The sequence below is a fragment of the Mesorhizobium sp. M0019 genome (assembly GCF_040323975.1).
Classification (GTDB): Bacteria; Pseudomonadota; Alphaproteobacteria; order Rhizobiales; family Rhizobiaceae; genus Mesorhizobium.
Map to the genome: position 1 here is coordinate 24147 of NZ_JAMYVK010000045.1, position 13591 is coordinate 37737.

The window sequence follows — 13591 nt, forward strand, 5'->3', positions numbered from 1 at the left end:
GTGAACCTGCGTCATGGGAAAGCTCACCAGGTGAGGCTCAAATCCTCTCAAAACGCCTTCGGACAGCTGAATGCAGAAAGTGCGGGAAGGAGGAAGGGGCTGGGTCCGGAACCGGTCTGGATCGTATAGCTGACGTCGCGTCCGCCGATTACGAAGCGCGCCTCAACAGAGCCGTCTTTGCTGGTGATCGTCGCCTTGTCCAGCAACCGCTTGAGCGACCACGGCCCTTCGAACCTGATTGCGGATTCGCGGCCCGGCATTTCTGGCATCAGCCTCAGACTGGCGGATGTCGAGGCCGCACCGGTCGGCCAGGACACAGTGCTTGGCGTGTTACCCGCCTGGTTGCTCTGGACGATCTGGCCATCGACGTCGAGCACCGCAGTATCTGCATCACCGTTCAGCGAGAACGGGGTAAAGGTCAGGTTGACCGACGGCATTGACCCGCCCGAAGGGAAAAATGCGCCGCGGATTTCCGCAGCCAGCTGAAAGTTTTTCAGCGTCGACTTCGACAGGTCGCGTCCAAAGCGCGCATTCTGTTTCCAGCTCCAGTCCTGGCCGCTCATGTCAATCAAGGAAGCAAGGTTTTGTGCGAAGAACCGATCCATCAGGCCGCCCGGAGAGAACAACTTGGCGAAGTCCGCCATCGCAATATCCTTGGCACCATCGCCGGCGAAGGGGTAGCGGCCGTTGACCGCCTCCTCGCAGGTCTGCGTGACGGCCTGGTCGAGCATCTCGTTCAAATTCGTCAACGAAATTTCAGCCGCGTTGCCCTCAAATTCGTCTGCGGTTGCGTTGACTATTCTGCCGAGTTGCTTGGGCAGACGCGATGCATTGGCGCGAAGGGTGGCTATCTGCAGCTGCAGGTTGGCGTTGACATGTTCCGTCTGCGAAGGGACCTCGGTTGCCAGTTGCAGGCTCTGGTGGATATCGCGAAAATTCTGGGTCAGCGCATCGATCGGTCGGTGTCCAAAAGGCCCGCTTACCAGAGCCTGGAAGGACCTGAACTGAGCTTCGATGTTTGCCCCAGGGCTCTGGGTTTGAAATTTCGCGGACCCGGTACCAGCACGGCTTTGCGATTTTGCGGAGCTAATTTGAATGCCGATGCGAGCCAGGCCCTTGGCCATGTCTGCGGCGTCCTGGGACTGGCGCATAACGGTCCCAGCTTGCATCCCAGTGCCCGAGTCTTCGCCGGAGACAGAGTCGCGCGCCAGGGCTGTTTCCTCGGCGATCGCAGTAAAAAGCTGTTCGATCGGCGAGCTTGGTGAGGCAACGGCGGAAAGCGCGACATAGTGCGGCTTGTCGTTCAGCATGGCTTTGAATTTCAAGCCATCGAGAACGCTGTTCCATGCGGCTGCGAACTGCTTGCCGTAGCGGTCGAGAAGTTCGGGGCCGAGTTTGAGCAACTCCTGATCGATGCCGCCTTGCTCGCCGCCACCTCCCAGAACCCACTGGTCGTCGTCGAGTGTCTGCGCAATGCGCGAAAGCTGTCCGAGATAAAAGTTGTTGAATCCGGCATGGGTGTAGAGACCGGGAATACGAAGCTTCGACAGATCGCCGCCATCGACGCGCTCGAACACAAGCTGCGCTTCGGTTCCAGCTTTTTGAGAGACAGCAAAATCGTCCAGCGCAGCCGCATACACCGCCGACTTGATCAATGCTGACGCGCGATCCGCAAGGCTCATACGTCCGAGCGAACGCTGAGCGGCTTCCACAAGCGGCTGGTTGAGTTCGAAAACTGGATCATAGGCATCGTCCAACGCAAGCATGGCGCGTAAGTGCTTTTCGAGCTGCGCGCGTCCTTCGCGGTTGCTCTCGCCTGGATACCGGTTCTGTTCCCAATCCTGCTTCATCCAGGAGATGATCAATGCGTCATCGACCTTGGGTGCCTTGCCGCCGAGCATCAGGTAGATCTTGAGCGGTTCGTAGAGCGCGGCGGGCTCAGCCATCGTCGCCTGGACGGTCCGCTCCGCCTGAACAAGCAGACGCGACCGCAACATTCGTTCCAGCGCTTGCCGGTAGGCCGTTGTCGATGCCGAAAGAAGCCTTTCCCGCTGGCTAAGGCCGACCGTTTCCTCGATCGGGGTCGGTAAGTCACTGGTTTCAAAACCGGCCGGCATGTTGCGCAACTGGTCGAGCGGCCCGATGACGTTTTCAAGGTCGACATCGGTGACCGTCGTGCTTTTGAGCAGGGCGTCCGCTGTCACGCGATATTGGCCCATCGCCTGCGTCGTGGAGGCGGCCAGCGAGCGGTTGGCCATGAAGCTCATCCCGAGCGTGCCAAGGGCTATGGCTGTGATCAAGGCTATGATGCCAAAGCCGCAATATCGGAGAACCGCCGCCCGCTTCTCGGTCGCTCGGTCATAGGAAACCCATCCGGATTCAGCGAAAATGACATCAGTCAGGAGGTCGTGCAAAAAGAAGCTCTTGCCGGTCCCGGACAGATGGGGGCGGGAATTGTTGCCGAAACTGCGGCCGATTGCGCCCAACACCTGATCGATCGGCGTTCCCTCTTGGGTCCCCGACGAGAAGTAGAGCCCACGCAAGCTGACATTCACCTGGCTGCGGACCGGATCGAACAGGCTGGTCACGAAACCGGCAATTCGGCCCTTGAGCGCGTAAAACTGGGCCGGAAAGCCAAAGATCGATATGCGCGAGACCGGATCAGGCTCTTCCTGCAGGCGGTCAGCTATCTCGTCCGCCAATCGGTTCGCCAGTGCATCGAATTCGGCCGGAGCCTCACGGGCCATGTTCTTGTTGCGGTCGGTGGTCTGGAATGTTGCGCCCCAGACCTTGCGCCTGCGGGGCTCCTCGAAACTGCCGAAATACTCCATGAAGCCGGAAACAAGATCGGCCTTGGTGAAAAGCAGGTACACCGGAAACTGGATTTTCAGCGTCTCGTGGATCTCCCTCAGGCGACTGCGTATTTCAACGACATGGGCGTCCAGCTGCTGGTCATCGAGGCTGATGAGATCGGCAAGGCTGATGGCCAGGATAACCCCGTTGATCGGTTGTCTGGTGCGGTATTTCTTGAGCAGTGACAAAAACGCAAGCCAGCTCTTGCTGTCGCTTCCAGCATTGGAATCCTGCGTGGTGTAGCGTCCCGCCGTGTCGATCAGCACGGCCTCTTCGGTAAACCACCAGTCGCAGGAGCGGGTGCCGCCAACACCGGCCACCGGCTGGGCGTCTCCTGAACCGGCGAGCGGAAAATTCAGACCCGAATTGATCAGTGCCGTCGTCTTGCCGGCGCCCGGCGGGCCAATGACGATGTACCAGGGAATGTCATAGAGGAAACTGCGCTTGCCGCTCGACCGCTTGAGTGCTGCGATGGCCTCACTCATGCGCGCCTCGAGCACCGGTGAATCGTCATTGCCCCCGTCGTTGCGGGCAACGACCGTCTCGAGCGCTTTTTGTGCCTTTCTCACCTGCCAGACGCGCACTGCGTAAACGAGGGCCGCGGTCGCCACGATCGTGCCGATGATTATCGCGCGCAACCAGACAGGTCCCAGCGGCCGGATATCGGCGAAGCGGATCAAAGGTCCAGCAAACCAGATCGCCGCCGCGAAACCGGCCAACGCGGCCGTGCTGAATATCCGCGGCAGCCAACGCATCATTGGCGTTTCCCACCGGCGGTGTTCACAGCGTTTCCTCCTTGGGGATCATCACGTCGACACGGCGGTTCTTGGCGCGGCCCTCGGACATCGCATTGTCGGCAATTGGCTCATCTTCGCCCTTGCCCTCGGCGGTTACTCGCGAGGGATCGCTAAGCTTCGCGGCGATCATTGTCTCAACAGCCTTCGCGCGGGCGACCGAAAGGTCAAAATTCGATTTGAACGTGCTTGATTTCCGTGGTTTCACATTATCCGTGTGGCCAACGATCGTGATTGGCCCTGGCTCGTGCTCAAGGGCTGCGGCAATCTGTGTGGCCAGTGGCAGAAACTCGGGCTTCACTTCGGTCTTGCCTGGCTGAAACAACAATTGATTGTTGATCTCCACTACGATGAAGTCGCCTTTTGTGCCGATGGTCATCCCGCCGCGCTCGACTTGCGTGGACAGTGCTGAGCGGATGCGGTCGATCTGGCCGGTCACGGCAGGCGAGGCGGCTGTCACCGGTTTGGCAAGTGGGGGTTCCACACTGGCGCGCTCGATCGTCACAGGCGTCGAGGGATTGAGCGCCAGCAATTGTCTGGCTGCAGCATCGCCTTCATCGGTCATGAACGCCCGCAACGTGAAGAACGCGGCCGTCACCAGGGCTGACGCCGCTGCAGCAACACCCCAGAGCGGCAGGCGGGTCGAAGACGGCACCATCATAGCGGCCATGCCTTGCCAGCGGGGGGAGATGTCCTCTCCGGCGCGGGCCCTGAAGTAGCGAAGCGTCTCGTAGACGTCGCGCCGCACACGTTCGAGACTGGTATCGTCGCGCGCCAGGCCACGATACTGGCCCTCAAATCCCAGGGATAGGCAGACATGCATCAGCTCGAGCAGGTCTAAGTGTGGCTCAGGATTGGCCAGCACCTTATTCAGTGCTTCGTAAAAGCCGGCGCCGGTGGGCTCGATGTGAAAGAACCGCGACAGCATACTGTGCTGTGCCCAGGTGTCCTCGCCGGCCCAAGGCAGGTTGCCCACAAGATCGTCGGCCGTTTCGCAAAGGGCAAACTTCGCGATCCGCGCATCCTCTTCGGGAACCCCTGACTTCTCCAGCGTCCAGTCGAACCTCTCGATCGCATCGGCGATATGTTCGGCCAATGGCGCCGCCTGTCTTTCGACCGGCACGAGCCTGAGATGCCCGAACAGGACGAGCAACGGTGCTGACCCAGCGAGGATCGGATTTGCCGTCGAATATTTTACCGTGTCTGCGGCGCCGAGCAGCACCTCCTGCTGAATGCTCGGCCTTGACCCGGCCGCCTGGGCTCTGGCCGCTGTACCGGACGATGCTCCCTGATAAAGAATGGTTCCGGATGTCCAGTCCGGCGGCATATGCCGACCTATGTCAGGATCGAAAACTGTCGATTCCTTGACATGCGGGGGCGCGACGGCCTTCGCAATCGGTTCGTTTGCGGCTGATTTCGCATTCTGCCCGCGTCGTGGATTGGTGCGGATGACGGTCTTGCCGACCGGGCCGAAAGGATCGTCCTTCGAGCTCATCGCCGATATGCCGCTGCCGTGCAGTGTCCGCGCTCGCGTGCGAGAGGCGCCAGATCTTTCCTGGCTGGATAGGGCAGGCAATGGTCCTTCCGGTAAGGCGGTCCGGAGCTACAACAAACTATGGCGCCGCAATGTGACATTTGCCGCAGACCCCCAGGTCAATCAGGCTTACCCGCTTGGCGAACTGTCGTATGTGATCGTAGTCCCAGATGTTGTCGATTGGAACATGATGCGTTGCGCCGACGCTCTTTTCTTCGTCAGCTACAGCGGTGCAGTATGTTGCGCAGGTCTATTTGTGCTTGTCGGCCTTGGCATACGCCTCGCTGAAATAGGCCAAGAATATATCCAGCATGCCGTTTTCGTGGGCTTCCTCCATGCTCCGCCATGTGCCGACAAAAGCGTCCCACGCTTGGGCCTTCTTCGAGGTAAACGATGTCGGCGGGAGCTTTTTGCCGATCGCTTCCGGCGACAGGTCGTCAAGCAGTCGCGAGAGTGCAGCTTGCATGGCGGCATAGGTGGCAAATTCGTGCGCCTTGAGATCGCGGAACGCGTCCTCGACGCTGCGCCTGGCATCGAGATAGCCAGCCTTGCGCCGCGCGAACATGATTTCGAGTATGTCGTCGGTCCCCGGGACAAATTTAAGGGGATTGTTTTCAGCGGAGCTTATCATCGTTCGGTGTGGGCTCTTGGCCAATGTCTTTGCAGCCGCACGTGCCTTCAGCAGCATGGCCAGTTGGTCGACCACCGTGCGAAGCACTGCGCCGATTTCGGCAGCGACTTCATGCGGATCACGCAATTGGAACAATTCCGGCGAGATGCCTGCGCCGATTGCAATTTCCCGCAGCGCCTCGTCTGTCGTCGAGGGGACGGACCTAGGCAGCGACGATGTCGATGGCGGTGCTTGCCCGAGCCATCGCTCTGCCGAACTGAAGAGAGGCTCGCCTCCGGAATCAAGCAGCCGATCGGCCGCGACCGGCATGTGTCGTTGCGTCGAACTTCGGTCGGCCTCCGGATGACTTGGCGTTGCATGCTCGTCGTCAATCGATACAAAGATGACGTAGCGGCCGACCAGGAGCCTGTCGCCGTGGTCTAGCCGGCGCGGACCGGTGATGCGTTGGCTCGATCCATTGATGAAAGTGCCATTGCGCGAAATGTCGTGCAGCCAAAACGCGCCTGCCTCGTATCGGATTTGGCAATGCCGGCCTGAGATGAACTTGTCAGGATCAGGCAAGATCCAGTCGCAATGTTCGCGGCCGATTTTGAAGCTGCGATTACGCGATCGGTAGCCAGGCGCCACGCCAGTGGGCAGGGCATCGACATTGCTGATCTGCAGACTGATTAACATGCGAAAATCGCCTGTGTGATCGCTGGCGGCCTTGCCGACACGATACTCCATGTTTTTAGCGTGGCTAACCCCAAATTCGCATAACGTTTGGCGCAACGCAGCGAGCGAATTCTTGGTAGCGCAGGGCCGGGCGGCGCTTCATGGTCCTCTTTGGCCAGCACAACAACATGTGTTACGCTCGACATGGACTGGCATTCATCGAGGTTAGATGTGATTTCGAGTTCCTGATTTGGAGATTCGAATCCACCACGCTGGCGGCCAGGCCGAGGAGGGGCACGACCCATGCCAAGTGAACAACGTGCCACGGTGGTGCAAACGCCAGTTGGCGCTGAGCTGTTGACCTTTACACATCTCGTCGGGCGCGATGAGATCAGTCGTTGTCTGGCCTATACGGTCGGGTTCGTGAGCCCCAGCCACGATATTGATCCGCTTAAGATGCTGGGTGGCCCCGTCTCGATCGAAGGTGAAGCCGACCCCCAGCGCTGGTTCAGCGGCATCGTGTCGGAGTTTCGCCTCACCCGGATCGAGGATCGGCTGGCCTATTACGAAGCAGCCGTCCGGCCATGGCTCTGGTTTCTCGGCAATACGATCGACTGCCGCATTTTCCAGAACATGAGCGTCATCGAAATCGTCGAAGAGGTATTTTCGAAATATAGCACGGCAAAATTCGAGAAACGCCTGCAAGGATCCTATCCGCCGCGCGAATATTGCGTGCAATATGACGAGACGGATCTCGATTTCGTGCAGCGGCTGCTCGAGCACGAGGGCATCCTGTATTTCTTCGAGCATGGCGAGGGCAAGCACACGCTTGTGCTTGCTGATGCGATGAGCAAGCTCAAGCCGGCGCCGGGCTATGAAAAAGTGCCGTACCACTTTGAGGGGCAGGGCTCCCGGCGCGATGTCGAATACATTACCGAATGGATTCCGGGGAGTTCGGTGCGGCCGGGCGCCTATGTCCATACCGACTATGATTTCAAGAAGCCGGGCGCTGACCTGATGGCCAAATCCGCCCAGCCGTTCAATCACAAGCTGGCCGCAGGCGAGAATTACCGTCAGCCCGGCGCCCACCTGGAAGTCGGCCGCGGTGATAGCCTGGCGGCGATCCGGCGCGAGGAAATCCAGGCGGTGCACCACCGCATCGCCGCGGTCGGAACCGTGCGCGGCCTGTATTCAGGCTGCACCTTCAAGCTGGATGGCTTTCCGCGCGAGGACCAGAACCAGGAGTATCTGGTGGTGAGCGCCGAATACAGGCTGTTCGACCCGGGCTACAGGCCCCATGCCGACGTCGACAGCGAGAACTTCAAGGTAATCCTTGGTGTGGCACCCACGGCCTTGCCCTATCGTCCGCCGCGGGTCACGACACGGCCGATCATGCGCGGTCCGCAGACGGCGACGGTAGTCGGTCCGTCCGGCGAGGAGATATTCACTGACAAATATGCGCGGGTGAAAGTGCAGTTCCATTGGGACCGGCTGGGCAAAAAAGACCAGAACAGTTCCTGCTTCGTGCGGGTTTCGCAGACCTGGGCCGGCAGCGGCTGGGGTTTTATCCAGATACCGCGCATCGGGCAGGAGGTCATCGTCGACTTCATAGAGGGCGATCCCGACCTGCCGATCATTACCGGCAGGGTCTACAACGCCTCGCAGATGCCGCCCTACGGGCTGCCGGGCAGCGCCACGCAATCCGGCTGGAAGTCCGACTCATCGAAAGGTGGCGGCGGTTACAACGAGCTGATGTTCGAGGACAAGGCCGGCTCCGAACTGGTCAACTTCCAGGCGCAGAAGGATCATAACCTTCTGATCAAAAACGACCGCACCAAGCTGGTCCAGCACGACCAGTCGGACCGCATAGACCATGATGCCAAGCACTCCGTCGGCCACAACCTCGACGAGGAGGTCGGCAACGACAAGACGGTCAAGGTCGGCGTCGACCAGACTACGGATATCGGCTCGAACGATACCGAGACGGTGGGCAAGAACCGGTCGCTGACGGTGGGCGTCGACGAGACGATCAGTATTGGCTCGAACTCCACCGAAACGATCGGCCAAAATCACACGCAGACGGTAGCGCTGCTGCAGACGATCACCGTCGGCGCCGCGCGGATAGACTCGGTGGGGGCGGCCGAGACGCGGACCGTGGGAGCTATTCAGACGAACACGATCGGAGCGTCGAGATCGGTGACGGTGGGGGCGGGCCAAAGCCATAGTATCGGGTCGGGCGACAAATGGACGATCGCGGCTGATCAAACAATCAGCATCGGGGCAGGTCAGACCGTGACCATAGGATCATCGCAGGCAACCGATGTCGGCGCTTCGCGCATAGCCAAAATCACGTCGAACGACTCCACCGATGTTGGTGGCGGCTTCATGCTCAAGATTGCAAAGGGCAGCCTTACCGACATCAAAGAAGACTCGGTTACAAAGTCTGGCAAAAGCCTGTCGATCGAAGCGACGGACGACATCACCCTGACATGCGGAAGTTCGAAGGTTGTCATGAAAAAGGATGGCACGATCGTCGTGGAGGGAAAGGACATTTTCTTGAAGGCATCTGGTAAGATCAACGCCAAGGCCTCCGGTGACATCATCCTGAAGGGCTCGAAGATCAACGAGAATTGAGGTCGCGATGGGCAAAGTTGTCGAACGTATCTACGGGGTGGTCATCGGGCTGTTCCTTGGTTTCGACGATCAGGGTCCGCTGGTTGTATTTCCCGGCAATCCCGAGGATGTGGCGCTGAGGGCCAGAAGCCTGGTTGAACTCGATCAGACTATGATAGGATCAGAAGTGGCGTTGCTGTTTCAGGACGGCGACCCGAGACGTCCGCTCATCATGGGACCGATCGTCGAACCAGCCCGCAAGGGCGCGGCCCAGCGCGTTATCCGCGATGGTGAATATGTCCGACTGAAGGCCTCGAAGAGGATCGAACTTCGCTGCGGAAAGTCCAGTCTCATACTTGACAGTGATGGACATATCTCGCTTCGCGGAAAATACATCGTGAGCCAGGCCAGCGGTGCGAACAATATCCGCGGTGGCTCCGTGAATCTGAACTGATGACTGCGCCACAGGTCACAACGCAGGCGCGGCCCAACAGAGTGGCTAATGACGTGCTCCGTCAGCATGTCGAATTGGTGGCATTCCTTTGGGCGCAACGAGGTACGCTGCTGAATGCAGACCCGCCGGACGTTCAGGTGGCAAAGAGCATTGGCGAGCGGCTTGACGTGCATCTAGACGCGCTGCGGATCGCCGGCGCGGCAGCTTGGCCATTTGCCATCGAACAATGGGCCGATTTTCCCGACAAAGGCGAACTTTTCACGTGTGCATGGCTCGCAATTGAGCTGGAAGACGAAAAAAGCCTGAACGAGTCGATTGAATTCTTCCGCGCTGAAAGAAACGCAGCCTACGGCTTTGTTGGCGCGTTGGAAATCCATCGAGCCGACAAGATCGCGAGGTGGGTCAGGCAGTGGGTGTCGCACGAGGATCCCGTTAGGCGGCAACTTGCCGCTCACGCGATCGACGTGCACAAGATGGACCCCGGCAGAACGCTTTTGCATTTGCTAAAGGACTCTGGCGCAGAGACGCGGTGTATCGGTCTTAGGCTCACGGCGAGACTTCGACATATCGAGCTTGTCCAGGTTGTCGCCGCGCTGCTCGATGATCGCGACGCTCAGGTACGCTTCTGGGCCGGTATCGCACTCGCAGAGCTTGGATTTGGGGAGCGGGCTAGGCCCGACCTTGAGGTCGTAGCCGCATCAGACGACGCTAACGCACTCACCGCGCTGCGTACTTTGATCAAGACAACGCAGTCGCGGGAAGTCCGATCCTGGCTGGGAGGTCTGATGCGCGCCGCGAACCCGGCGGCTGTCCGCGCAGTTGGGATGCTCAACGACAAGACCCACCTCAACTGGCTCGTCGATCGCATGCGCGAACCGGCGATGGCCGCCGCGGCGGGTGCGGCCTTTCTGGAACTCTTCCCCGACGCTGCGCAAGAAGATGATTTGTTCACCATCGACCCAGCCGAAGCCGGTTTGGAATTTGTCCACCGCTTCGAATATGGCGAGCAGAAAATCCCGCTGGCTGACAGAGTCATGGAGTGGGCCAAGGCGAGTGGATTTGTCGGATAGGGCCAACCTCGCAGCAGCGATCTCTCCGCGCACGCGTGGAGCTGCTCAGGTCGCTATCGGGTGCCCAAAAAAGTATCTCTGACCGGACCTAAAGCTCTCAATCTCGTCGCCGTCGAAAAATGCCTCGAGGATCCCGGCTGCATGCAACGATTTCAAGTTGCCGTTGCGATCGAACATTTTCGAACAATTTATACCTGTGGTGGCCTCGAACAGCGTCGCTTCCCGAGCCAGCCTTTGCGCCCGCTCCTCGTCCTGGTCCAGGTTGCGATACATGCGCTTCGCAATCTTGGCGATGTCAATCGCCTCGCCTCCATAGATCGGAATATCCTTGGAGCCTACGCGCTCTAGCACCGCATCGTGCACCTGCTTCACTTGTTCGAAATATCTCTCGCGGTTAGCTCTCTCGACCCAGCCCTCATCCGTCAAGACTTCCTCCATGGACCCCGCCATCAAAGGGCCATCCTCAGCTTCGAGCAGGAAGGATATTTCCTGCTCGATCTGTCTTAGCGGGTCGATGTCCCCAGCTCGTTTGTGCGCTTCCATAAGGTAGTCGACTGCAGAGAGGTTGGATGTGGCTCCCAGTGCAATTGCCAGGAAAGAGAGAAAATTGTCTCCGCTTTTGTCCTCGATATGATCGAAAGTCTGCCGCACCGACTGAAGTGTGCCGGCATAACCGGAAATGTTGGCGATCGCGTGCCAAAGTAGGTAAAGCGGATTGTCTCGCATCAACGGGCCGAGTTCCGGAAGCCTGGAAAAGTTTCCGCGCGAGCATCCTAGCACGACCGCTGCTATCCGCTCCCATGCGCGTGTGCTCGTTTCGAGGCGGGCGAGGTCCAACGCATAGAGGTCGAACGACTTGGGATGAAACCCATAGCTGAGTTCCTCGAATGCGGTGTTGGCAATCTTTGGATAGTGTTCCATGTCTACTCAATAAATAAGGCTGGCGACCTTTTCCAGTTCGCTCTGGTCATCTTCAATATCGTTGCATGCCTTGGTGTTCATGTAGTGCTGGGGAACGACGTTTCCCTGATCGTTGCAGCCACCCGCCATGCGCGGCGTCTTATGATTAAGTTTGTCCGGTCGCTTCGTGCTTGGCGGAGGATAAGAAGCTGGAATCGGATTCGACGGATTCATCTTGCTCCAGATGCTCAGAACCGCGCTCTTCTTCTTCGAGCTGAAAGCGTCGTACGCCGCCTGGGCCGCTGTTGGACCATTCGGTCGATTCACGGTCGGACGATATCGTTTAGGCGCATCACGGTGTTGAGGTATGTCAAAATGGAGTGCGCAGCCCTGGTTTTCCTTCGTTTGAACATTCGGGCAACTCGGCTGACCGTCCTTTCTTGCCTTGCGCTGCCTGGCCTTTCTTCTGTTCATCCGCTTGAGCGTCGCAGTTAGTCGATCTTTGTCGGCCTGCTTGTCCGGCACTTTGATCAAGCTGATCTGCTTTCGCCAGAAGGCGCCTGCCGTCATCACCGGATACGGTCTTCTGGTCTTGGGGTCCTTCTGCCACTTATGCAAAGGGTTGCCGCAACAGGGGCATTTGCCGGCTTTGATGGCCACCTTGGCTTGTTTCATGTCTTGTGTTTCACTCGTAGGCGCCGGTGGCGTTGCGCCGATCTGCGAGGCGTGATTGCTTGTTGTTATGTCGATATGCCGGCAAACGTTCTTGCCCTCGAACTTCACCGTCATCGCCCAGGCCTGGAAGTAGGTCTTGCCCGTGATTTGGTGGGTTATGACAGACGCGCCAAAGCTTCGGGTGGCCGCCTCGTTGCCCAGAGGCGATGATTTGTAATAGGACTTTTGGGCCAGCGCGGCGGGTTTGCCGCCGATATTGACCGTCTCGGACCCTTCCTTGAGGTCTTTCGAAAACGATGTGTCAGGATAGGGAACCGGGATAGGCCCGGCTGGCGGCGAAGGCGGCGACAGACACACGTCGGGAAAGCGCGCCAATGATTTGTTCATACCATTCTTGCCGGCGATTTCCCACTTCTCGGCGAAGACGTCCTTTGTCATCGGTCAACCCAGCCTTCTGGGCGCCACAATCGCTGCGGCCTTTGGGCCGAAGCAAGAGCTTGCATGAAGCGCAGCGAGCTTTCCCGGCGCATAGTTGCGCGCATAGGCTTGCTCGGCCCAGGCGAACTGGATGATGCCGGCGGCGGCGCCGCTGTCGCCAATGCAATCCGCTGCGTGCCAAACGTCTTGGCAGGGCCGGACTTCACGCATATTGCGCATCTGGGCCAGCACCAACTCTTCGAAAGCGTAGGCTTCGCCTGCAACGTCGGACAGGCGAAATGATACTTTGTGCATCGGCATATGCGCGGCTGCCAATGCATCTCTCAGCGCGGCGCTCAATCCGTCAGCCCGGAACGGCGTCTCATTGAACAAGGTCGATCCTTCAACGCCAAATCCGACGCCCAGAATATCGATCGCGGTCGACGTCGCGGCATCGCGCGTCACCACTAGCATCCCGGCAGCTTCACCAGGAACCAGTCCGTCGGTGACTGCACTGGTTTTCAATCGCTGATGTAGATCAAGCCACGACAACGTGCGCGCATCCACCAGGCTATCGACGGCAACGATGATGCATGCGGGATATCCTTCGCTCTTCAAAAGCGTTTCGGCATGCGACAATGCGGTGAAAACCGCGACGGGTCCGCCCGCGATATGCAGCAGCTTCGGTCCGGTTAGCCCACGTCCGTTCGGCAAAGTTATGCCTGCCAGAATCCCTTTGAGCCGGCCTCCAGGAATTTCATTCTCACGCGTGCACAAGAGGAGAGGCATCTGCCCCCAGGGCAGACCTGTTACGGTATCAGCATCGATTTGTTCGAATGCCAGTCTGACGAGCGCCAAGATGCGGTCGCGACCGCGGAGACGAGGTGGCACCGCATCGACAGTGGCGCCAATGATAGGCTCGCCCTCGGAATCCTCGTATGCCAACTCGGCGAAAGCTGCTATGCGTCCCCGCATGGCCGCGATCGAGCTTGCCGG

The 13591-nt window shown here is 59.0% G+C and carries 9 protein-coding genes; 3 read left to right on the top strand and 6 right to left on the bottom strand.

What is annotated here, in order from left to right:
- Positions 1-47: 47 nt before the first annotated feature.
- The 3 genes from tssM to tagH all read right to left on the bottom strand — a co-directional run bounded on the left by tssM (position 48) and on the right by tagH (position 6487).
- Positions 48-3611, bottom strand: coding sequence for a type VI secretion system membrane subunit TssM (gene tssM, locus NKK47_RS26575; RefSeq protein ID WP_352578834.1), 3564 nt, complete (start codon positions 3609-3611; stop codon positions 48-50).
- Between the two features lie 22 nt (positions 3612-3633).
- Positions 3634-5142: a type VI secretion system protein TssL, long form gene (gene tssL, locus NKK47_RS26580; RefSeq protein WP_352578835.1), complete on the bottom strand. Its 1509-nt coding sequence runs from the start codon at positions 5140-5142 to the stop codon at positions 3634-3636.
- A gap of 289 nt (positions 5143-5431) precedes the next feature.
- Positions 5432-6487 carry a type VI secretion system-associated FHA domain protein TagH gene (gene tagH / locus NKK47_RS26585; protein WP_352578836.1) on the bottom strand — a complete coding sequence of 352 codons (1056 nt, stop codon included), beginning with the start codon at positions 6485-6487 and terminating at the stop codon, positions 5432-5434.
- 282 nt (positions 6488-6769) lie between these two features.
- On the opposite strand from tagH, the gene NKK47_RS26590 reads away from it, so the two are divergent.
- The 3 genes from NKK47_RS26590 to NKK47_RS26600 are packed head-to-tail and all read left to right on the top strand — an operon-like array spanning position 6770 to position 10603.
- The gene (locus NKK47_RS26590; RefSeq protein WP_352455462.1) at positions 6770-9100 is read left to right on the top strand and encodes a type VI secretion system Vgr family protein; all 2331 of its coding nucleotides are present in this window, start codon (positions 6770-6772) and stop codon (positions 9098-9100) included.
- Between the two features lie 7 nt (positions 9101-9107).
- Positions 9108-9533 carry a DUF6484 domain-containing protein gene (locus NKK47_RS26595; protein ID WP_352455463.1) on the top strand — a complete coding sequence of 142 codons (426 nt, stop codon included), beginning with the start codon at positions 9108-9110 and terminating at the stop codon, positions 9531-9533.
- Entirely contained in the window at positions 9533-10603 is a 1071-nt protein-coding gene (locus NKK47_RS26600; protein ID WP_352455464.1) for a hypothetical protein, read from the top strand. Before NKK47_RS26595 ends, NKK47_RS26600 begins: the two co-directional genes overlap by 1 nt.
- 45 nt (positions 10604-10648) lie before the next feature.
- Here NKK47_RS26600 and NKK47_RS26605 read toward each other — a convergent pair whose 3' ends face one another.
- Genes NKK47_RS26605 through NKK47_RS26615 form a run of 3 tightly spaced genes read right to left on the bottom strand, consistent with a single transcriptional unit; the run spans position 10649 to position 13453 of the window.
- The gene (locus tag NKK47_RS26605) at positions 10649-11524 is read right to left on the bottom strand and encodes a hypothetical protein (RefSeq protein ID WP_352455465.1); all 876 of its coding nucleotides are present in this window, start codon (positions 11522-11524) and stop codon (positions 10649-10651) included.
- A gap of 6 nt (positions 11525-11530) precedes the next feature.
- Complete coding sequence (locus NKK47_RS26610; protein ID WP_352455466.1) at positions 11531-12616, bottom strand: DUF4150 domain-containing protein; 1086 nt, start codon at positions 12614-12616, stop codon at positions 11531-11533.
- A 3-nt stretch (positions 12617-12619) separates the two neighbouring features.
- Complete coding sequence (locus tag NKK47_RS26615) at positions 12620-13453, bottom strand: hypothetical protein (RefSeq protein ID WP_352455467.1); 834 nt, start codon at positions 13451-13453, stop codon at positions 12620-12622.
- Between the last annotated feature and the right edge of the window lie 138 nt (positions 13454-13591).

Coding starts and splice junctions, on each gene's coding strand:
- tssL (WP_352578835.1), bottom strand. CDS start 5,142: ATGAGCTCGAAGGACGATCCTTTCGGCCCGGTCGGCAAGACCGTCATC.
- NKK47_RS26610 (WP_352455466.1), bottom strand. CDS start 12,616: ATGACAAAGGACGTCTTCGCCGAGAAGTGGGAAATCGCCGGCAAGAAT.
- NKK47_RS26590 (WP_352455462.1), top strand. CDS start 6,770: ATGCCAAGTGAACAACGTGCCACGGTGGTGCAAACGCCAGTTGGCGCT.
- NKK47_RS26595 (WP_352455463.1), top strand. CDS start 9,108: ATGGGCAAAGTTGTCGAACGTATCTACGGGGTGGTCATCGGGCTGTTC.
- tagH (WP_352578836.1), bottom strand. CDS start 6,487: ATGTTAATCAGTCTGCAGATCAGCAATGTCGATGCCCTGCCCACTGGC.
- tssM (WP_352578834.1), bottom strand. CDS start 3,611: ATGATGCGTTGGCTGCCGCGGATATTCAGCACGGCCGCGTTGGCCGGT.
- NKK47_RS26600 (WP_352455464.1), top strand. CDS start 9,533: ATGACTGCGCCACAGGTCACAACGCAGGCGCGGCCCAACAGAGTGGCT.
- NKK47_RS26605 (WP_352455465.1), bottom strand. CDS start 11,524: ATGGAACACTATCCAAAGATTGCCAACACCGCATTCGAGGAACTCAGC.